The organism is Nicoliella lavandulae, from assembly GCF_037546185.1.
Classification (GTDB): Bacteria; Bacillota; Bacilli; order Lactobacillales; family Lactobacillaceae; genus Nicoliella; species Nicoliella lavandulae.
Genome location: NZ_JAWMWH010000001.1, coordinates 1,398,369 through 1,418,589 on the forward strand (window position 1 = coordinate 1,398,369; position 20,221 = coordinate 1,418,589).

Here is a 20,221-nt window from a genome sequence, read left to right on the forward strand (position 1 = left end):
CCCCTCACAAAGCTAACTATTTATTACGACGACGGAACTTAAAGAATGGTGGTAAATCGTCATCATCATCATTATTATTTGATCCAGTATCGATGTTATTAGCATCAAATGGATCAAAGTTAGAACGTTCTGTTCCACCGTTTTGTGAACCACCATTAGCAGGATGGTTTGGAGTTGGGTTATCAATGTCCCAATTATCTAGTGGATCAGCTTGTCTTTGTCTAGGCTTAGTAACGTTGTCATTATCCATATCATTCGTCCGTGGCTTAGAAACATTTGTGATGTTATTGGAGTTACGATTAGCAGCTTTAGCGTGGTCTGCTTTATCAATTCCAGTAGCGATTACAGTTACCCGAACTTCATCACCAAGATCTTTATCAATTGAAGTTCCAAAGATAATATTAACATCATTACTAGTTGATTGAGCAACGATTTGAGAAGCATCTTGAGCTTCAAATAATGATAGGTCAGGTCCACCAGTAATATTAAGTAATACTTGTTGAGCACCGTCAATAGAAGCTTCTAGTAATGGTGATGAAATTGCTTTCTTAGTAGCTTCGGCGGTTCTATTTTCACCAGTTGCAGAACCCACTCCCATTAATGCGGAACCTTGGTTTTGCATTACCGTCTTAACATCAGCAAAGTCCAAGTTAACGTATCCAGGATTAGTAATTAAATCTGAAATTCCTTGAACCCCTTGTCGTAAAACATTATCAGCTTCCTTAAAAGCTTCCATCATTGGGGTCTTTTTATCTACCATTTCTAATAAACGATTATTAGCAATCACAATTAAGGTATCAACATTTTCTTTTAATGCTGCTACTCCTTCAGCAGCATAACGAGAACGCTTAGGACCTTCGAAACTAAATGGTCTAGTAACTACACCAACAGTTAAAGCCCCTTGGTCCTTAGCAATTTTAGCAGCGATTGGAGCGGCACCATTTCCAGTACCACCACCCATTCCGGCAGTAACAAATACCATATCAGCGCCTTCAAGAGCTTCACCAATGGCTTCTTCGCTTTCTTCAGCTGCCTTACTACCTACTTCTGGGTTAGATCCGGCACCTAAGCCACGAGTCAGCTTGGGTCCTAATTGAATTTTAGTTTCTGCTTGGGAAGTATCTAATGCCTGTACATCGGTATTTGCAACGATGAATTCAACACCCTTAACATCATCCGCAATCATTCGGTTAACAGCGTTACTTCCACCGCCACCAACTCCAATTACTTTTATTTTAGCACCTTTATTATTTTCAGATGCGTCTAGTGAAAATTCCATTGTAAGTTCCTCCGTTTATTTTAGTCGTCAATCATATTCCGCCAAAACTTACCAAGTTTTTTTCTAATATTATTAGTTCGTTTAGGCTTATTATGACGATTTTCTTGTTGATAATTAGGTTCATCACCAAAATCATGATCTTGATAATCATAGTTTTCATTATTATCTTGATTAGATTCTTGATTATTAAGTTTAAGTGAAAAATCACTCTTTAGAACTGATCTAACTAACACTTCAATTTCACTCATATTAGCCCGGTAAGAAACTAATGCTAATGCCAATGAATAAGACGGATGTCTTAATCCCATTTGATCAGGAATGAATAATCGAACACTAGTATTAAACATATCTGCAGCTAAAGCTGAAATTCCAGGTAAGGCTGCAACACCACCAGTTAAAACAATTCCACCAGGAAGACCTAATGCTGAAACACCATTAAGGCCTTGCTTTAATCGATCAAATATTTGTTCCAAACGAGCTTGAATAATTTCAGAAAGAATTTTTTCTGAAATTTGGGAAGGTTGACTTTGACCAACCACATCAATTGGGAACTTGCTCTCATCGGAAGCATCTACAGAATCAGCATATCCATAATCACGTTTTAGCTTTTCAGCACTCTCCATTGACGTATTTAAAACGACGGAAATATCCTTAGTAATAAATTCGCCACCTTCTTTATCAACAGTGGTAAATTTTAGTTGACGGTCATGAACAACTGAGGCAGTGGATTGACCCCCACCCAGGTCGATCAAAATCGTCCCAAAGTCTTGTTCACCATCATTTAAAATATACTTACCTAGTGCTAATGGATCAACAATTGTAGATTCAATGTTTAAACCAGCACGTTCAACAGCACGTTCAACATTGTGAATGATTGTCCGAGGTCCCGTTATAATGTGCCCCCGCATTTCAAGGCGCACTCCGACCATCCCTCTAGGATCTTTAATTCCATCAAAACCATCAACAATAAATTGGTCAGGAATTGCATCAATTACTTGTCTTTCTGGTGGTAGATTTTTAACCATTGCAGACGTAGTTACTTGTTGAACATCTGCATCTCTAATTTCTCTTGATTGGTCTGAAATTGCAACCATTCCGCTACAAGGTTCAATTTTAATTAAGTTAGCAGGGATTCCTACCACGACATCGTGGATTTGAATACTAGCTTTTTCTTCTGCCTGGGTAACCGCATTTTTGATTGATTCGGCCGCTTTATCAATGTCAACGATAATTCCACGATCAACACCTTCTGAAGGTGAATTACCAACGCCTAAAACGTTCATTTGACCTTTGACTTCTTCAGCAACAATAACCTTGATTGAGGTTGTTCCAATATCCAGTCCAATATACATTCCTGAATTATCCATACTTACCGGGAAACCTCCAATGTGTTAGATTATTTTTAATTAATTAGTATTAATTCTATCTTATCATTTTATTAATAATAAATCGCTTAAAATCAAGATAATTTTAACATAAACATTGTCATTACAAAAGATTAACGAAGAATATTAATACTATTTTTTATTTTTAATTGGGTAAGAATAAGCTCCTACTTCTAGATTAATTACTGATGCCTTTTTAATTTTAGAAACTATTGATGGATAGTAACTCATCTTCGAAGCAAAATTAGTACTCTTGGCATACACAATATTCTTATCATGCATTTCAACTTTAATTCGCTGCGGATCATAACTAGTTGGAGCTTTGGTAATTTTAACAATATTTTTTTGAATTGACTTTGATAACTTATGATATTGAATGGTAATTGACTTTAAATTATTATTCGGTTTAAAGTTCACAAAAATGGGCTCATCCATATTAGGAGTAATCGTGTATTTATTAATAATTTCACCATTATCAACTACAATATAATAACGATTTTTTAAATATAAATAACCGGCAGTACCATACTCCTTAACATTTAAAGTGACGTGGTTCCACCCATGAATTTTTAACTGAGCACTTTTCAGTTGTGGATTTTTCTTCAAAAAATCAGCAACAATTTGACCACGATGGTTAAATGTATGAATAATCGAATTACCAGTCTTTAATGGAATTGTAGCTTGTAAGGTATCGGCATTTAATTTATTATTTCCACTAATTGACTTTGAAGCAATACGACTCAATGGTGATACTAAATAAATTAAAAATAATAACAACAATAGTAGCCCAGTCATTACACTAATGAACTTAGCTAAGTTACGATTAAAGTTTAAATGTAGCTTTTTTAAACCACTAAACTTATTAAATCGATTATTTTTTTTAGTTATCTTAGCTTCTTTTTGATACTGCTTTTGATATTGTTCCCACGGAGTTTGTCCAGCATCATCTTGGTGCTTAAACTTATCAAATTTCGCCATTGAACAAACTCCTTTCAGTAACCTTAATCGTTATTAATTACATTTTTCATTGTTTGATACAAACGAGTGGCTGCATCTGGTACCCCAATTTTTTTAGAATTATTAGCCATCCAAGCTCTTTTTTCATCATTATGCATTAACTGATCAACACTATCCACTAGTGTCTTAGCATTTAAGTCGTCTTCTTTAATCATTAATGCAGCATCACTATCAACTAAACTTTTAGCATTCTTAGTTTGATGATCGGCAGTAACATAAGGGCTTGGAATTAAAATCGCTGGAATTCCAACCGCTGTAATTTCCGCCAAACTAGTTGCTCCAGCCCGACCCACAATCAATGATACCTTCGGTAATACTTCAGGCATATTCGCAATATAGGGTTTTACCACGATATTAGGTCCCAATTGATGACTACTTAATGCCTGTTTAACATCAATATAACGATTTTGACCAGTAATAAATACTACTTGATATTTACGTTTACTAAATTCATCCATTGCATCAACTGCTGATTGATTGATTTTCAATGCTCCTTGACTACCACCGAAAATTAAAACAGTTGGTACATCGTCTTTTAATCCATATTCAGACCATGAAAAGTTACTAACCACATTGGCAGCTTGTTGAGCCCGTGGATTACCAACAAATTTAACTTTATTCACTGGGAACTGACTTTCAGCAGCATGAAATGCAATTCCAATTCGATCAACGTAACGTGATAGAAATCGATTGGTCAAGCCAACCAAACTATTTTGCTCGTGAATCATTGTTTTAATATGCATTCGGTGAGCAGCATAAACAACGGCACCAGATACATAACCACCCGTTCCGATTACTATATCTGGCTTGAATTGCTTAATAATCTTCTTCGAATCGTGAACACTTCTTAAAAATAATCCAACTGTTTTAAAATTATCAAGAGATAAGGAACGTTTAAAACCCTGAATTTTTAATTCTTTAAACGGAATTCCGCGTTGTGGAACAATATCTTTTTCTAGTCCGCGCGTGGAACCAATATATAAAATTTCTGAGTCAGGTTCTTGTTTTTTTACCTCTTCGATCAATGCAAGTGCTGGATAAATATGCCCACCAGTACCTCCGCCTGATACAATTAAACGCATTATTTTTCCTCCTGTTTTCCAGTTAACTTCTCAACATCATGAATGAATCGTTCACCACGTTCTTCAAACGTTTTAAACTGATCCCAACTAGCATTAGCTGGTGATAGTAAGATAATATCACCACGTTCACTCATGTGATAAGCAGCTGGAACTGCTTGATCTAAATTATCAACGATCTCAATTGATTTAATGCCAGCTTTTTGGGCTGCATCAGCTAACAAATGTTTTGCTTCACCGAATAACACAATACCCTTTACATGCTCTTTTAAATCTGGAATTAATTTATCAAAATGATAGCCCCGATCCAATCCGCCAGCTAATAATACAATTGGACGATGAAATCCTCTTAGCGCAACTTGAGTTGCTTCAATGTCAGTTGCTTTAGAGTCATTATAATACTTACGGCCATCAGCTGTTAATACATATTGTAAACGATGCCGAACCCCGCCAAAAGTCATTAAGACATGCCGAATTGATTCATTATCTTTGCCCATAATCTTAGCCACTGCAATGGCAGCAAGGGCATTTTCTACGTTTTGGTCACCAGGAATTCTAACTTCTTCAGCATCCATGATGTAATCTGACTTAAAATAAAGTTTTCCATTTAGTTCATAGGCACCAGCTTTAGATTTAGCTAGCCTAGAAAACGGCACTATCTTAGCCTTACTCCGGTTACTTAATTCCTGTAGTTCATCAGAATCAAAATTGACAACAAAATAATCATCAGCAGTTTGATTCATCGTGATTCGCATTTTAGCATTAACGTAGTTTTCACGAGTTTTATGATAATCCAAGTGATTAGCAAAAATATTAGTTAACACAGCAATATGGGGGTGCAGCTCGGTAATTCCTAATAACATGAAACTAGAAATTTCCATTACAATCGTATCATCTACATGTGCTTGTTCAGCTACTTTTGAAGCTGATACCCCAATATTACCAACGGCATAAGCGTGCCCTGATTTTCGATTTTGATTCAACATTTCAGTAATCATCGTTGTCGTCGTTGTTTTTCCATTACTTCCAGTAACACAGATTAGCTGTCCTTCATTAATTTCACTAGCTAGTTCAACTTCAGTAATAATTGGCATTTTTAGTGCCATTGCTTTTTTTACAACAACGTTATCATAATTAATGCCAGGATTTTTTACCATTAAATCAAAATCTGCATCTAATAGATCATCTGGATGCCCACCAGTAATTAATTTAACCTTAGGACTTAATGCTGTTAGTCCAGTCAATTTTCCCTTATCTTGAGCATCATTCATCGTAACCTTAGCACCAAGTTGAATCAATAAATTAGCAGCATTAATTCCACTTTTACCGGCTCCTAAAATCAGTACGTTTTTGCCTTGATAATTACTAATATTTTTCATAATCTACCCCCACTTAAATAATGAATAAGACTCCAGTAACTGCTGTAATCAGGCCAATTAGCCAAAAGACAATGTCAATTTTCCATTCGGACCAACCACTCATTTCAAAATGATGGTGAATTGGTGACATTTTAAAAATTCGTTTACCAGTTAATTTAAATGATGCTACTTGAAGGATAACACTAAGCGTTTCCATCACGAACACAATTCCAATCCAAATTAACGATAATTCATGGTGCAATAAAATTGAGACAGCAGCTAAGGCGCCACCAAGTGCGAGTGATCCCATATCACCCATGAAAATTTGTGCAGGCTTATGATTAAAAATCATAAACGCAGCTAATGCTCCAGCTACTGAAGAACAAAAAATCATCACTTCAAACTGGCCTTGTGCATGTGCAATTACACCATATGCACCAAATGCAATTATTGAAAGCCCAGCAACTAGTCCATCTAGACCATCAGTTAGATTAACTGCGTTAGAAAAACCAGTTAACCAAACTACGATAAAGACTACATATAACCAGCCTAAATGTAAATCACCGTATCCAGGGATATGAAGAGCTAATGGGAAGTATAGGCTATAGACCCACGTTAGTAATAACCCACCAACAATTTGTCCTAAAAGTTTTTGCCACGCTTTAAGGCCTTCATTTTGGCGTTTAAATAGTTTTATACTATCATCCCACATTCCCAACAAACCATATAGTACCAAAATAAACACTAAAATTAGTAGTGTCGGACGCATTTGTCCAACGGCAAACGAATAACAAATGCTAGTAATCACGATTGCAATGATAAACCATAGGCCACCCATTGTAGGAGTTCCTGATTTTTTTTCATGCCACTTAGGACCTTCTTCTCTAATCATTTGTCCTTCATGCTTAGCCCTGAAATACTTAATCAGATGCGGCATCCCAATTAAAGTAATTGCGAAGCTAATAATTAGCGGTAGAATCCAATTCATAATTTTATCAATCCTTATTATTTATTAAATTTAATACTCAAAACATCATTTGACTTAATTGTTTTGCCGGCAGCAATACTTTGTGAACTAACTGAACCCTCACCACTAGCTTTCAATTTCAAACCGGTTAATTGGCAATAGACTGCTACATCAGACTCAGACCAACCTTTCAAGTTCATCATTGTCTGAGATCCATTCGTTAGCAGCAATACTTTACGATTCTTAAATACTTTTTCACCACTAACAATTGATTGTTTAGTAACTGTATCACCATTACCAATCACAGTTGCTTGTAAACCAGCATCATTTAATTTAGCTTTAGCAGTTGATACATTTTCACTAATTACACTAGGCATCGTGACCGAATTACTATCACTAGCAGTAGCACTATCTTCAGACAATGCTCGTTTTAAAACCGGATTAAAAACTTCAGCTAAATATTGCGAAGCCGTCTTTTGACCATTTAAATTAGGTTGTTTCATAGTAACGTACATCACATACTTAGGATCATTAGCAGGTGCCATTCCTGCAACTGAGTAAAGATAACTATCATCACCAGAAGCATAGCCACCTGCTCCGTTACTAACTTGCGCCGTCCCGGTCTTAACTGCAACCCGATAACCAGGAATTTTATAATCTGCTCCAATCCCATATGGTTTATAAACAACATCTTCCATGTGTTCTCGAACTTGTTTGGCTGTATCAGCAGTAATTGGAGTGCCAACTACTTGCTTAGGATAGGACTTAACAACCTTATTCGTTGTCGGATTTACGATTTTGGTAATGAAACGTGGCTCTAACATCTTCCCGTTATTAGAAACGGCAGATAATGCCCGCATTACTTGCATTGCAGTTACTTGAATCCCTTGCCCAAAGGCAGTATTAGCCTGTTCAATTGGGTATCTAAATTGAATGCTTCCAGCCTGTTCACCATCTAAGCCAGTGTTAACACTCTTTAAGAATTGGAATCGTTTAACATAGTCAAGCCAAGTGCTAGGCCCCATGTTTTGTTCTAGATGTGCCATGGCAACGTTACTAGAGAGAGCAAATCCTTTATTATAAGTAATGGTTCCCCAACCATTAGGGTTCCAATCTGGAACAATATTTCCATCAATATTATACTTACCAGATTGATAATAAGCATTTCCATTATAGTTCTTACTATTAATCGCAGCGGCCATTGTAAAAATCTTCATGGTTGAACCTGGTTCATATTGATCTTCAACTAGCGTATCACGCCAAATATTAGAAATTCCTTCTTTATTAGTTGCATTAAATGTTGGCCGTTGAGTGGCAGCTAAGATTTCACCAGTCTTTGCATTCATCAAGACTGCATTCATTGATGATGGATGTACCTGAGCATATACAGTCGACATCTCAGTTTCTAATAATGTCTGGAGCCGATAGTCTAACGTGGTATAAATATTATCACCATTCTTGGCTGGCTTATCCTTCTTAACCCCATTTGGTAATTGGTATCCATAAACATCATTTTGGACCTTCTTAATCCCATTAGTTCCTGTTAGATAGTTGTTAAATGCCTTTTCAATCCCCATTTGACCAACCAGGTTAGTACTGTCAGTTTTATTGTTAGTAACCGGTGAAGCAATTCCAATTAAATGTGATGCAAAGATTCCATTTGGATATAACCGCGATTGCTGTTGAATAAAGTTAATTCCTCGAAGGTGTGCAGCATCAATTTTTTGCTTCGTTGTTAATGAAATATTTTGTCCAGCACTACCAAATTCCACTTGAAAAGCCTTTTTGTTCACTGGGTTTAAGTCTTTTAAAGCCTTCTTGTAAGAAATGGGCAAGTATTTAGACAATACTTTAGCTACTTTAGTTTTATCATTAACATAAATTGGCTTACCGTCAACACTTTTTTGATTTTTATCTAATACCGCATACATAGAATAAGTGCTGGTATCCTCTGCAATTGGTTGATTATTTGCATCATAAATAGTTCCACGTTTGGACTTTAGGACACTAGTTTGAGTGTATAAGTTTTGTGCTTGGCTCGTTAAATTAATGTCTCGAACGTTTTTAAAAATTCCCACATATGAAAAACGAATAATCATCACACCAAAAACGAAAAGGGATAGCCATAAAAGGCTTACCCCATATTTTTTACGATTTTTTTTGATTGAACGTTTTCCAATTAAAGATCCTTTTCTCATTTTCTAACATTCCTTATATTATTATTAGAAAGCGATAATCCATTCTTTTGAGCAATACTTTGTAAGCGACTGCTACTTTGTAGTTCGCTAATTTCTTGCTTCAGGTTTCCATTATCGTTATGTATTTTTTCTACATTTTGGTTTACATCTTGTAAATCTTGTTGAGACGCACTAAACCCATTTTTAGCTGCAATTGTAAATAGAGTCAACAACAAAATAGTAACTAAAAAGAAAGAGTATAATAACTTTTCTACTTTAGTTAACTTAAACTTTTTATGCGATTTAGGACTTCTGGATGGCTGCACCTGTTTCTCTTTATTATCACCACCAGAAGGGACTACTTCGTCTGGGGCTTGAACATACATACTTCTTTCCATCATAAGTATCACTCCAATTCATTAATTATTTGATTCTTTCAATTACCCGTAACTTAGCGCTGTGGGATCGATGATTATCCTTAATTTCATCCTTTGATGGTAGAATTGGTTTTCGACTCACTAGCTTGAAATCTGGCTTTAGCTCATCTGGAACCACTGGCAACCCCTGTGGTAAATCTTGAATGGTTGTCTTTTCCTTAAACATTGTTTTAACTAACCGATCTTCTAAAGATTGAAAAGTAATGACACTAACTCGGCCACCAACGGCAATTAAATCAATAGCTTGTTCCAGCGATGTTTCTAATGCTCCTAATTCATCGTTAACGGCAATCCGAATTGCTTGAAACACTTTTTTGGCTGGATGACCACCATGACGCCGCGCAGCAGCTGGAATTCCAGCCTTAATCACTTCAACTAGCTCATCAGTTGTATTAATTGGTGCTGTCTGACGTTGTTTTTCAATAACCCGTGCAATCTGCTTTGAAAATTTTTCTTCTCCATAACGGAAAAAGATTCGAACCAACTGATCATAAGACCATTCATTAACTACTTTCCAAGCATCTAATGGATTACGTTGATCCATTCGCATATCTAAACGAGCATTTTTACGATAACTAAAGCCGCGTTCAGCATCATCAAACTGTGGTGAGGAAACTCCCAAATCATATAAGACACCATTAACACTACTAACACCATGTTGTTTTAAGTCAGTTTTTAAATTTCTAAAATTATCATGAATAAATGTTAAATCATTTTGGGCTAAATACTTAGCTAAATGTTCTTGATTGTAATCAATTGCAACTTGATCTTGATCAAATGCATATAAGTGTCCATTTGACAAAGATTGCAAAATTCTTGAACTATGTCCACCACCACCTAAAGTACAGTCAACGTAAACGCCTGCTGGGTTAATATTTAATTCTGCAACTGCCTCATTTAATAACACTGTCTGGTGGTCAAACTTATCCAAAATTATTGCGCTCCAATCAAATTAATTTTAACTAAATAGTCACTAATGATTAAAATATTCACAGTAACTATATAATTAGCCCATACTATCTACTTAAATTTTACCACGATAACGTAGTAGTTACTACACGTATAGCAGATTTAATAAAATATAAAAAGATACCGAAAATTTGTTCGATATCTTTTATTTAACAAAAATAGAAATAATCCACACAAACGGAAATACGATATCACAGATTCGCCACAACAGCATTATTAATCGTTTAACATCAACATCCCCTGTGTGAATAAATTGATATCCACAACTAATCATCATAAACAACACGAAGGGAATTAATAGCCACGGTAAGAATGTATAATGAGTAGTATCAATTGTATTTAAATAAGTAAAGTAACCCCAAAATGGTAATAAAAAATCAATTGGTTTAATTCGACTTAAAAATTTAAATGATAATTTTCGTTTAACAAAAATAGCTAGTAATGAAATTAATATTATAATTACAATTTGCATCAAAATTTTTAACAAAATATCAGATCCTATCCTGAATTAGTATTTCAAGAGTTGCAAAACAGATTATCTAAATGTAAACTTGTATCTAAAGTCATTAATACGTTCGAAAGCGAGGGATATAATTGGCCAAAAAGAAAAAGAGTACATTCCAAAAGGTGGTCACAACCGTTGTATGGTTGATGATCATATTCTTAATCTTAGGGGTTATCCTACCAGTTGTCAGCTCATTTTATAACAACTAAAATAACAGTCACGATAAAAATGGAACTCATCAATGAGTTCCATTTTTATTTTAGCTTATCATATTCATAGATATGGGTCCGCTCTAAAGAGTTAAAACTCTGTTGTCTTAGTGCTTCATAAATAACGATTGCACATGAATTAGAAAGGTTCAATGCCCGAATATGAGTATCATCTTGCGGGATTCTGATTGCTTTGTCAGCATTCTTACGCATAAACGGTTCCGGAAGACCAGTTGTTTCCTTTCCAAATAAAAAGTAAAAATCACCATTAATTGATTCAGAATAATCCGGTTGAGTATAGTCACGTTCTGCAAACTTCGAAACTAAAAACAATTTTGAATCTGGTTTTAGAGTTTCAATAAATGCTGGTAAATTTTCATGATAATTAATGTTTACCTTATCCCAATAATCAAGTCCTGCCCGCTTTAAATGTTTGTCATCTACAGAAAAGCCAAGTGGCTTAATCAAATCTAATACTGTATCAGTCCCAGCACAGGTCCTAGCAATGTTACCGGTATTAGCTGGCATTAGTGGTTCAAATAAAACAATATGGTTTGCCAATATATTTCTCCTCCAGGTTAATTAATCACCTTTAGTATAATTTAATTTATATTTTTTGCCAAATTACCGCCTGCATATCATCAGGTAATGGCGATTTACAAATAACTTCCTGATTCGTAAATGGATTATAAAACTTAAGATAATAACAATGAAGCGCTTGACGATTTAAATCATGATTAGTTGGATTATAGAGCCAATCCCCAATCAATGGCCGTTTAAGTGCTGAAAGATGAACCCTAATTTGATGAGTCCGACCAGTGTGGAGCCTCACTTTTAATAATGAATAGTCATTGTTAGCATTTAAGACCCAAAATTCAGTTCGCGATGGTTTCCCATCGTCACGAACACAGCGCTTTACAAATGAGTCATCTGCTCGTCCGATTGGTAAATCAATCTCGCCATGCTGAAATGGAAAAGTACCTTTAACAATTGTTAAATACATTTTAACGATGGAATGATCCTTTAGTTGCTTATCCAACACAGAATGCGCTAAATGATGCTTAGCAAAAATAACCATCCCACTCGTATCCTTATCTAACCTAGTGACTACATGAATTTTTAGGTTTTGATAATGACGGCTCAAATAGTATCCCTTCACTCGATTAACTAATGTATCATCCGCATGATTATGGTTAGGGACAGTCGCTAAAAATGGTGGTTTATTAACTACTAAGAAATGTTCATCTTCATATACAATTTGAATTGGTGCAAAAGACGCCTCCACATGATCATTGTTCGGTTCAGGTGGTAATACCAAAGTTAATAAATCATCAGGGCTTAGCATATAATTAGCCAATTGGTCTTTACCATTGACCATAATTCGACCGTCATGAAACTTGATCTTTTTAAGTAGAGTTCTAGTAACCCCATGCGCCATTAAAAAAGTCCGCACTCGCTGCGGACCATTTCCACTGTAACGCCAATTAAATTTCGTCATGATCACTAACCCCAATAAAGGAATTACCCACTCTTTTCCAGAAATGAGTATGGCGATACTGAGCAAATGAAATTCGTTGATCAGAAATTTGATAACGAATCGACTCAATTGGCCGATCTTTAACTAGCATCTGGTCACAAGTTAAAATATTGTTTTCTTTATTATCTGGAATTAAGGTAATCCATTCATTAGGTGGAATAATGATGGGTGAACCCATCGTCCTGAATACGCGATTATTAATTGAAGCCATTTCAGAAACCTGAATTGCATTTAATTGTGGATTAATAATTGCTCCACCTACTGCTTTATTATAGGCGGTCGATCCGGTTGGTGTTGAAATACATAATCCGTCTCCACGGAATTTTTCAAAAAATTCATCTTTAATATAAACATCAGTGACCATTGTGCTACTGACGCGCTTAAAGGTTGACTCATTAAGTGCTAGCAGTTGATCTGATACCCCACCATCAGCATAGTTTACCTTAATCGATAACAATGGGTATGAAACACTTTGGCGGTTGTCATCTTCAAGACTACTAACCAATTGATCGACCTCATAGTCACGCCAATCGGTATAAAAACCTAAATGTCCAGTGTGAATTCCCACAAATCTAATCTTATCGATTGCGTCATTATAGTGATGAAAGGCTGATAATAACGTACCATCCCCACCAACTGAAATAACAATTTCAGGATTTAGACCATCAATTTCTAGATGATCAGATTTAACTATTTCTTCTTTTAATTTTGAAGCAACTTCATTTGAAGTGCCACCATTATTACTAAAAATTGCAACTTTCATTTCAATCTTCCTTATTATCTTGATATTTCGCAAGTTCTTTTTTTATCGATGACATTTCTTCATCTAGTTTATAAGTAGTATCAGCAACATGCTGTAGTCGCTTTTCTAACACTTCAGGAAAGTTTCCTTGATGTTTGTAGTTAATTGAGTGCTCAACCGTTGCCCAGAAATTCATTGCTAAGGTTCTAACTTGAATTTCAGCTAATAATACCATTGGTCCGTCGATTCCTTGTACAGTATATTCAAACACAATGTGATAAGATCGATACCCACTTGCCTTTTCATTATGAACATAGTCACGTTCTTCCAAAATATTTAAATCAGACCGTTGTCTTAATAAGTTGACGACCGTATAGATATCTTCGATAAATGGACATATAATTCTAAGCCCAGCAATATCTTCCATATCCTGTCTAATTCTAGATTCATCAATATAACGGCGTTGCATCTTTTCTTTAATACTATCAATCGGCTTAACACGGCCGGTAACAAATTCAATGGGTGATCTTTGATTTAATTCCATAAATTCAGCTCTAATTCCCCGTAGCTTAATTTTTAGTTCATCAACGATTTGATGATAGGGAAATAAGAATGATTTCCAGTCCTCCATTTAATCACCTTCCTCTTTAATAATGACCTTATTAATTTTAACACAATCACAGCAAGACACGAACAAGAAAACATTTTAACAAATATTTCAAGCAAATATTTTGTTTTTTATTATAAATTTGGTATTCTATACATTGAATTATAAATTGCCATTGGCTTTTTTAACGATCTTTGAAAGGAGGAATTATTATGCTTGAAGCTTATTTATTTGTTGATCCATTATGCAAAGAATGCGTTCAAGCTGAACATGTAATTTTGAAACTTGCTGACGATTTAGATAAAACATTTTCGTTCCAATTCATTCCAATGTTGAATATGAAGAGTATTAGAGATTGTTACTACAAAAGCGGACAGCATTTATCGAACGAAAGTAAGTACTTTAAAACCGAGTATAATACTGTTCTTGATTACAAAGCTTCCTTATTTCAAGGTAGAAAATGTGGCCGGAAGTTTTTAATGGGCCTTCAAGATGAATTAATTGTAAATGGTAAGGAATACAACAACGATGTTTGCCTAAAAGTTGCTAAACAAGCTGGTTTAGACATTGAAATGTTTGAAGAAGACAGACGTTCTACATTAGCAATTAATGCGTTTAAAGCTGATCAAAAACTGGCACAGGAAATGAAAATTCAAAAGCCCGCTTCAGCGGTCATTTTTGATTGTGATTCCTTTGAGTGCGGAATTTTAATGGATCAAATTAATTATAATGACTTAGTTGAAGTTTGCACGAATGATACCAACATCTATGAGAATAAAGATTTGTTTAAATATAATAAAGACGGTAAACTAACTCCTAATTTACATGTCCTTTAGTGAACTGAACGTAATCAGTTCTTTTTTTTTACAAAATTTGGGATTGCAGCTAATTTTTGATCATAACTTTCAAACCAATTGGGCATTTGATTGAGTTTAACTAGATTACCATCTATCATAATAATGCCTAACTTTACCCAACTGCTTAATAGTTGCATTTTGAACCCGTTAATGACTTTGACGTCAATCATTAATGGGAACTCTGTCAGTAAATCAAACATCTCCAAAAATGATTTTTTAGACATCGTTAAATTAAGTTTTAAATACAATAATAATTTTATTTTTATATAGTTCAATTGATGCCCCCAAAGTGGTGGTTCATAATACGGATAATCTAATTCTAAAGGATACCCGCCAAAATTATAGCCATTTTGGTAACATAAATTTTGAATTCTTATTAAACTAGAACTCCCTAAGCTTAATTGCTTTTGAATACTAATCGTATGGTGCTTTAAATCAGCTATTAAGTGATTACGCTGATTACAAACATTGATTGGATTATTAATAAACATAGTTAAATCATCCAGATTATCAATTGTATGCCATTCATAAATTAATTTTCCTAAATAGCTTTTAATATGGTGCTGGATTAATAGCTTTGATTGATCCACATCCCAATACATAATATAAAAGCCTAAATTAACTTGATACCTCATGAATTGAATCAATTTTTTAAAACTATGCTTTTGTTTTAAATATGGTTTCCCCAAAATCCAATTCGATATATGTGATATTTTTTGATATCCCGTTAATCGTTCTTTTAATCGGCGACTACTAATTGGGCTGCACTGAAATTCAATAATTTGATTATTATCTAATAATAAATCTGGTCGTTGCTTAATATTAGCAAAGTAATGCTCTAACCTAGGATTATGAATTTTAAAAAAATGAAATAGTTGTTGTTTACCCAATAAGTGTTCTTGAGTCTCTCCTTCGCCTAATTTTTCACACTCACTACCCTTTTGATGAGCAAAGTGAGCGACCTTATGTCGCCCTGCCTTTAAAGTCACTAATTCCATACATGCACAACAAAAGAATGTTTCTTTTCGATGCGCATCTTGAGCTTGAACTAACTTTTTATTTTTATTAAAAGCAATTAACATCTTATCACCCTATTTAAAATACGATAAAAGCATTAATTATAATGCATACTCCAGTAACCATGGCAATTAATAATAAAAAAGCCCTTAAAGCTGAATTATTAGTTCAACTTTAAGGGCATAAAAACCAGTAATTTATAACATCTAATCTTTAAAGTAGTATTTAGCTAACTCTAACGCACTAGTTGCCATGATTTTCTTACCATATTCATTTAATACTTCAATTGTAACATCAGTTTTGTGACCAAATTCATATGCCAACGCAATACTATTATTAATAATATCATCATTTGATCCATCTAAATTACGGACAAACATTAATCCTAGATAATATTTACCCTTATAAATAAATAGACTAGAAGCACCATTTTCAATTCTTAGCCGCTTTGATAAAGCAATAAAATCTTCGAAAGAATTCATTTTAATGATAGCTTCTTTCATATTACCGTAACTTTCGTCACCAAAACTGTCCATATTATTTAGATTATCCTTCATATCAGAGTAATTCATTGCATCGTATTTATCGTAGTAGTTATCATCTTTACCTTTAAATAAATCGGGATTATTCTTAAAGAACTCATCACTACTAAAGTTACTTTCGTTCTTGAGTTGGTTCCTAATATAGTCAGAAACAGTATCATTAGTTTGCTGTGTTTTTTCTGGATCATTAGGATCAGCTTTACTAATAAATAATTCTAGACCATTTTTATTAGGTAGCACTTGAAAAGTAAGCGCCTCATTATCACCTTGAAATTGATGATCTGTATCAATTTCATCGAGAACACTATAGAAAAATTCTTCAATTTGCTTGTGGTCACCAAGTAGATCTAATACAGTAATACCATGCTCACTTAAATCTTCATTGTTAATTAAAACTCGAATGGTGTTGTCATTAATTCTATCCATCTTCAAAGACGAGCACCTCCTATACACGTTAAATTCTTAATTACTATTATCTCACATTTAGTATAAATTAAAAGCCATTAGCCTATAATTAATTATAAATTAATGATTTTATTTGATTGTGCTAACATAATTGGTAATTTATCACTAGCTGACTTTTGAGCCTCAATAACAAGCTGATTCAAATCCCCTGTTTGTGGAAGATGACTTAATAGTAATTGCTTTACATTTGCTTTATCAGCAAGGTATCCAGATTCAGAAGAAGTCATATGCCATTTTAGACCAGTTTTATTAGCATAAAAATTAGTGTCAGTAATTAATAAATCAGCTGAATCAGAGAACGAAATTAGCTTATCAAAATAACTCGTATCAGCTGTAAATACTAATACTTTACCATCTTCATCAACAATTCGCATTGCAAATGCTGGAACTGGATGATGGGTTTTCAAAAATGAAATTTTAAACGGGCCAACTGTAATTGGTGACAGTTCGCTATATGATTCACCAATCGTTGCATTATCCCAAGTTAAACTACCGAAGTTAAGTGGATCTTCAGTGTGCCCATAAATAGGCAATAATGGCTGTTTACGGCCTTCTGGATGCAATTGCCAATAGTATTGCAATACTCCTAAATCAGCCGTATGATCATGATGATAATGGGATAAGATAACTGCGTCTAAATTTAATGGATCAATTGATTGTTCTAATTCATTTAAAGCATTACTACCACAATCTAATAATAAATTAAATCCATTACTTTGAATTAGATAGCTGCTAGTTCCATCACCATTAGCAGGATATCCACCGTAAAAACCTAATACTTTTATCTTCATAAACATCCATCCATTCATATTAATTCTATTACACGTTTATTAATAGTATAATATATAAAAAGGAGGAGTTAAAATGATTAATAATATTTCTGTAACTTTCGGTAGTAAAGATCTACTAAATACCATTAAACAACAGCATCCAGAAAGACCATTAAAATTATTTGTTTCTGACAATAACGAAGATTCATTTGAATTAATTGATCCTTCTGGTGAAAAATCAATATTCAAAAATCCAATTAATTATAATGTCATTACACATGATGGTAATGATAACTGGGCTGGCTATATCAGTTATATTAATCTAGAATTGGATGATAACCAACAAAAGATATTAGATGCCACTATTAATGACATTATTGATAGCCATTCATTACCATCAGGAGTTGATTCCATTTATTCATTAAATGTAAGTAAAAAGACTTCTAATCGAGTAATTTTAACCACATGGAATGATAGTAAGCAACTATTAAAATGGTATCATTCTAAGTCTGCTAACCAATTTTTTCAATTTAATGATAAACTTGATTCAAATTACTTTGAAATCATTTATCAAGCAGTTAAAAATTAAAAGGTTAATCATAATTTGATTAACCTTTTTTATTTGTAAATTTTGCTTACAAAAAAAGGCCACTAACTAAAGTAACCTTTTAGTATGACGGTCCGTACGAGACTCGAACTCGTGATCTCCGCCGTGACAGGGCGGCGTCATAACCAACTGGACCAACGGACCATATTGCGGGAGCTGGATTTGAACCAACGACCTTCGGGTTATGAGCCCGACGAGCTACCGAACTGCTCCATCCCGCGATAATAATATTTAATTTTTTACAAAATCGTATTCAATAAATGACCCGTACGGGATTCGAACCCATGTTACTGCCGTGAAAGGGCAGTGTCTTAACCACTTGACCAACGGGTCATATAAAATGGAGAATGAGAGATTCGAACTCTCGCGCCGCTTACGCGACCTATACCCTTAGCAGGGGCACCTCTTCAGCCACTTGAGTAATTCTCCATAATGGGCCTAAATGGACTCGAACCATCGACCTCACGCTTATCAGGCGTGCGCTCTCACCAACTGAGCTATAGGCCCATATAAAAGCGGGTAACGAGAATCGAACTCGCGACAATAGCTTGGAAGGCTATGGTTTTACCACTAAACTATACCCGCAAAATATAGAATATTAAATTGTAAATGGCGCGGGACAGAATCGAACTGCCGACACACGGAGCTTCAATCCGTTGCTCTACCAACTGAGCTACCGAGCCATATGGACGGTCCGTACGAGACTCGAACTCGTGATCTCCGCCGTGACAGGGCGGCGTCATAACCAACTGGACCAACGGACCATAATTGCGGGAGCTGGATTTGAACCAACGACCTTCGGGTTATGAGCCCGACGAGCTACCGAACTGCTCCATCCCGCGATAATAAAAAGGAGGATGAGGGATTCGAACCCTCGCGCGCTTTGACACGCCTAGCGGTTTTCAAGACCGCCCCCTTCAGCCACTTGGGTAATCCTCCATATTGAAATAATAAGGTCAATGGACCTTGTAGGACTCGAACCTACGACCAGACGGTTATGAGCCGTCGGCTCTAACCAACTGAGCTAAAGGTCCAAGTCACTATCGCGGCAGGGGGAATCGAACCCTCGACCTCCCGGGTATGAACCGGACGCTCTAGCCAGCTGAGCTACACCGCGATCTATAAACAAAATTATTTAATTTCATTTAATCGGGAAGACAGGATTCGAACCTGCGACCCCTTGGTCCCAAACCAAGTGCTCTACCAAGCTGAGCTACTTCCCGAATATATGCACCCAGTAGGAGTCGAACCTACAACCTTCTGATTCGTAGTCAGACACTCTATCCAGTTGCGCTATGGGTGCAAAAGTGCCGAGGACCGGGATCGAACCGGTACGGTTATCACTAACCGCAGGATTTTAAGTCCTGTGCGTCTGCCAATTCCGCCACCCCGGCATAATAATGAATTGGCAAAGCGGAAGACGGGATTCGAACCCGCGACCCCCACCATGGCAAGGTGATGTTCTACCACTGAACTACTTCCGCAAGAATGCCGACTAGAGGATTCGAACCTCCGACCCCCTGTTTACAAGACAGATGCTCTGCCAACTGAGCTAAGTCGGCAAAAATTGCCTTAAAACTATATTGAACATAATCCAAACATGATAAATTTCATGAATGGAGGATACAGGGCTCGAACCTGTGACCTCCTGCTTGTAAGGCAGATGCTCTCCCAACTGAGCTAATCCTCCATAAA

At 35.4% G+C, this 20,221-nt stretch carries 20 protein-coding genes and 18 tRNA genes; 3 read left to right on the forward strand and 35 right to left on the reverse strand.

The features are described from left to right. Positions 1–16 precede the first annotated feature (16 nt). The 10 genes from ftsZ to R4146_RS08905 all read right to left on the reverse strand — a co-directional run bounded on the left by ftsZ (position 17) and on the right by R4146_RS08905 (position 11,140). The gene (gene ftsZ, locus R4146_RS06420) at positions 17–1,279 is read right to left on the reverse strand and encodes a cell division protein FtsZ (protein WP_339960594.1); all 1,263 of its coding nucleotides are present in this window, start codon (positions 1,277–1,279) and stop codon (positions 17–19) included. Positions 1,280–1,299: 20 nt separating this feature from the next. Then, the gene (gene ftsA, locus R4146_RS06425; RefSeq protein WP_339960595.1) at positions 1,300–2,646 is read right to left on the reverse strand and encodes a cell division protein FtsA; all 1,347 of its coding nucleotides are present in this window, start codon (positions 2,644–2,646) and stop codon (positions 1,300–1,302) included. A 150-nt stretch (positions 2,647–2,796) separates the two neighbouring features. Further along, positions 2,797–3,642, reverse strand: coding sequence for a cell division protein FtsQ/DivIB (locus R4146_RS06430; RefSeq protein WP_339960596.1), 846 nt, complete (start codon positions 3,640–3,642; stop codon positions 2,797–2,799). A 23-nt stretch (positions 3,643–3,665) separates the two neighbouring features. Beyond that, entirely contained in the window at positions 3,666–4,763 is a 1,098-nt protein-coding gene (murG, locus tag R4146_RS06435) for an undecaprenyldiphospho-muramoylpentapeptide beta-N-acetylglucosaminyltransferase (RefSeq protein WP_339960597.1), read from the reverse strand. Further along, positions 4,763–6,139, reverse strand: a complete 1,377-nt coding sequence (gene murD / locus R4146_RS06440; RefSeq protein ID WP_339960598.1) for a UDP-N-acetylmuramoyl-L-alanine--D-glutamate ligase — start codon at positions 6,137–6,139, stop codon at positions 4,763–4,765. The genes murG and murD overlap by 1 nt, the downstream gene beginning before the upstream one ends. Positions 6,140–6,152: 13 nt before the next feature. After that, positions 6,153–7,106, reverse strand: a complete 954-nt coding sequence (gene mraY / locus R4146_RS06445) for a phospho-N-acetylmuramoyl-pentapeptide-transferase (protein ID WP_339960599.1) — start codon at positions 7,104–7,106, stop codon at positions 6,153–6,155. A gap of 17 nt (positions 7,107–7,123) precedes the next feature. Then, positions 7,124–9,283: a penicillin-binding transpeptidase domain-containing protein gene (locus R4146_RS06450; protein WP_339960600.1), complete on the reverse strand. Its 2,160-nt coding sequence runs from the start codon at positions 9,281–9,283 to the stop codon at positions 7,124–7,126. After that, positions 9,280–9,663, reverse strand: a complete 384-nt coding sequence (gene ftsL, locus R4146_RS06455) for a cell division protein FtsL (RefSeq protein ID WP_339960601.1) — start codon at positions 9,661–9,663, stop codon at positions 9,280–9,282. Before ftsL ends, R4146_RS06450 begins: the two co-directional genes overlap by 4 nt. Before the next feature lie 22 nt (positions 9,664–9,685). Next, the gene (gene rsmH, locus R4146_RS06460) at positions 9,686–10,630 is read right to left on the reverse strand and encodes a 16S rRNA (cytosine(1402)-N(4))-methyltransferase RsmH (protein ID WP_339960602.1); all 945 of its coding nucleotides are present in this window, start codon (positions 10,628–10,630) and stop codon (positions 9,686–9,688) included. 183 nt (positions 10,631–10,813) lie between these two features. Continuing rightward, entirely contained in the window at positions 10,814–11,140 is a 327-nt protein-coding gene (locus R4146_RS08905; protein ID WP_373695350.1) for a DUF3397 family protein, read from the reverse strand. 122 nt (positions 11,141–11,262) lie between these two features. On the opposite strand from R4146_RS08905, the gene R4146_RS06465 reads away from it, so the two are divergent. Next, on the forward strand, positions 11,263–11,382 hold the full coding sequence (locus R4146_RS06465) for a DUF4044 domain-containing protein (protein WP_339960603.1): 120 nt from the start codon (positions 11,263–11,265) through the stop codon (positions 11,380–11,382). A gap of 45 nt (positions 11,383–11,427) precedes the next feature. Here the strand turns inward: R4146_RS06465 and R4146_RS06470 are convergent, their stop codons facing one another. The 4 genes from R4146_RS06470 to R4146_RS06485 are packed head-to-tail and all read right to left on the reverse strand — an operon-like array spanning position 11,428 to position 14,292. Next, positions 11,428–11,943 carry a tRNA (cytidine(34)-2'-O)-methyltransferase gene (locus R4146_RS06470; RefSeq protein WP_339960604.1) on the reverse strand — a complete coding sequence of 172 codons (516 nt, stop codon included), beginning with the start codon at positions 11,941–11,943 and terminating at the stop codon, positions 11,428–11,430. Between the two features lie 46 nt (positions 11,944–11,989). Beyond that, positions 11,990–12,880: an RluA family pseudouridine synthase gene (locus R4146_RS06475; protein ID WP_339960605.1), complete on the reverse strand. Its 891-nt coding sequence runs from the start codon at positions 12,878–12,880 to the stop codon at positions 11,990–11,992. After that, positions 12,867–13,682 (reverse strand): NAD kinase, encoded by an 816-nt coding sequence (locus R4146_RS06480; protein WP_339960606.1) that lies wholly within the window; start codon positions 13,680–13,682, stop codon positions 12,867–12,869. Before R4146_RS06480 ends, R4146_RS06475 begins: the two co-directional genes overlap by 14 nt. A 1-nt stretch (position 13,683) precedes the next feature. Next, the gene (locus tag R4146_RS06485; RefSeq protein ID WP_339960607.1) at positions 13,684–14,292 is read right to left on the reverse strand and encodes a GTP pyrophosphokinase; all 609 of its coding nucleotides are present in this window, start codon (positions 14,290–14,292) and stop codon (positions 13,684–13,686) included. Positions 14,293–14,480: 188 nt separating this feature from the next. Here R4146_RS06485 and R4146_RS06490 point away from each other — a divergent pair, with 188 nt between their 5' ends. Beyond that, positions 14,481–15,104 (forward strand): DsbA family protein, encoded by a 624-nt coding sequence (locus tag R4146_RS06490; protein WP_339960608.1) that lies wholly within the window; start codon positions 14,481–14,483, stop codon positions 15,102–15,104. A gap of 14 nt (positions 15,105–15,118) precedes the next feature. On the opposite strand, the gene R4146_RS06495 is transcribed toward R4146_RS06490, so the two are convergent. The 3 genes from R4146_RS06495 to R4146_RS06505 form a co-directional block, all read right to left on the reverse strand. Then, positions 15,119–16,207: a competence protein CoiA gene (locus R4146_RS06495; RefSeq protein WP_339960609.1), complete on the reverse strand. Its 1,089-nt coding sequence runs from the start codon at positions 16,205–16,207 to the stop codon at positions 15,119–15,121. Between the two features lie 141 nt (positions 16,208–16,348). Next, positions 16,349–17,116: an adaptor protein MecA gene (locus tag R4146_RS06500; protein ID WP_339960610.1), complete on the reverse strand. Its 768-nt coding sequence runs from the start codon at positions 17,114–17,116 to the stop codon at positions 16,349–16,351. Positions 17,117–17,202: 86 nt separating this feature from the next. After that, positions 17,203–17,940, reverse strand: coding sequence for an MBL fold metallo-hydrolase (locus tag R4146_RS06505; protein ID WP_339960611.1), 738 nt, complete (start codon positions 17,938–17,940; stop codon positions 17,203–17,205). Positions 17,941–18,013: 73 nt separating this feature from the next. Between R4146_RS06505 and R4146_RS06510 the strand changes: the two genes are divergently transcribed. Continuing rightward, positions 18,014–18,508: a hypothetical protein gene (locus R4146_RS06510; protein WP_339960612.1), complete on the forward strand. Its 495-nt coding sequence runs from the start codon at positions 18,014–18,016 to the stop codon at positions 18,506–18,508. Between the two features lie 88 nt (positions 18,509–18,596). On the opposite strand, the gene R4146_RS06515 is transcribed toward R4146_RS06510, so the two are convergent. The 18 genes from R4146_RS06515 to R4146_RS06600 all read right to left on the reverse strand — a co-directional run bounded on the left by R4146_RS06515 (position 18,597) and on the right by R4146_RS06600 (position 20,216). After that, positions 18,597–18,670: transfer RNA gene (locus R4146_RS06515), tRNA-Asp, on the reverse strand. Positions 18,671–18,673: 3 nt separating this feature from the next. Next, positions 18,674–18,747 (reverse strand) — tRNA-Met (locus R4146_RS06520). A gap of 40 nt (positions 18,748–18,787) precedes the next feature. After that, positions 18,788–18,859 (reverse strand) — tRNA-Glu (locus R4146_RS06525). 8 nt (positions 18,860–18,867) lie between these two features. Beyond that, positions 18,868–18,955, reverse strand: a tRNA-Ser gene (locus R4146_RS06530). Positions 18,956–18,959: 4 nt separating this feature from the next. Then, positions 18,960–19,033: transfer RNA gene (locus tag R4146_RS06535), tRNA-Ile, on the reverse strand. Between the two features lie 7 nt (positions 19,034–19,040). Beyond that, positions 19,041–19,111: transfer RNA gene (locus tag R4146_RS06540), tRNA-Gly, on the reverse strand. 25 nt (positions 19,112–19,136) lie between these two features. Further along, a tRNA-Phe gene (locus R4146_RS06545) sits at positions 19,137–19,209 on the reverse strand. 7 nt (positions 19,210–19,216) lie between these two features. After that, a tRNA-Asp gene (locus R4146_RS06550) sits at positions 19,217–19,290 on the reverse strand. Positions 19,291–19,294: 4 nt separating this feature from the next. After that, positions 19,295–19,368: transfer RNA gene (locus tag R4146_RS06555), tRNA-Met, on the reverse strand. A 9-nt stretch (positions 19,369–19,377) separates the two neighbouring features. Beyond that, positions 19,378–19,465 (reverse strand) — tRNA-Ser (locus R4146_RS06560). A gap of 21 nt (positions 19,466–19,486) precedes the next feature. Beyond that, positions 19,487–19,560: transfer RNA gene (locus R4146_RS06565), tRNA-Ile, on the reverse strand. 9 nt (positions 19,561–19,569) lie between these two features. Continuing rightward, positions 19,570–19,643 (reverse strand) — tRNA-Met (locus tag R4146_RS06570). A gap of 32 nt (positions 19,644–19,675) precedes the next feature. Continuing rightward, positions 19,676–19,749: transfer RNA gene (locus R4146_RS06575), tRNA-Pro, on the reverse strand. A gap of 6 nt (positions 19,750–19,755) precedes the next feature. Beyond that, a tRNA-Arg gene (locus R4146_RS06580) sits at positions 19,756–19,829 on the reverse strand. A gap of 5 nt (positions 19,830–19,834) precedes the next feature. After that, positions 19,835–19,920: transfer RNA gene (locus R4146_RS06585), tRNA-Leu, on the reverse strand. Positions 19,921–19,938: 18 nt separating this feature from the next. Next, positions 19,939–20,010 (reverse strand) — tRNA-Gly (locus tag R4146_RS06590). 5 nt (positions 20,011–20,015) lie between these two features. Further along, a tRNA-Thr gene (locus R4146_RS06595) sits at positions 20,016–20,088 on the reverse strand. A gap of 55 nt (positions 20,089–20,143) precedes the next feature. Further along, a tRNA-Val gene (locus R4146_RS06600) sits at positions 20,144–20,216 on the reverse strand. Between the last annotated feature and the right edge of the window lie 5 nt (positions 20,217–20,221).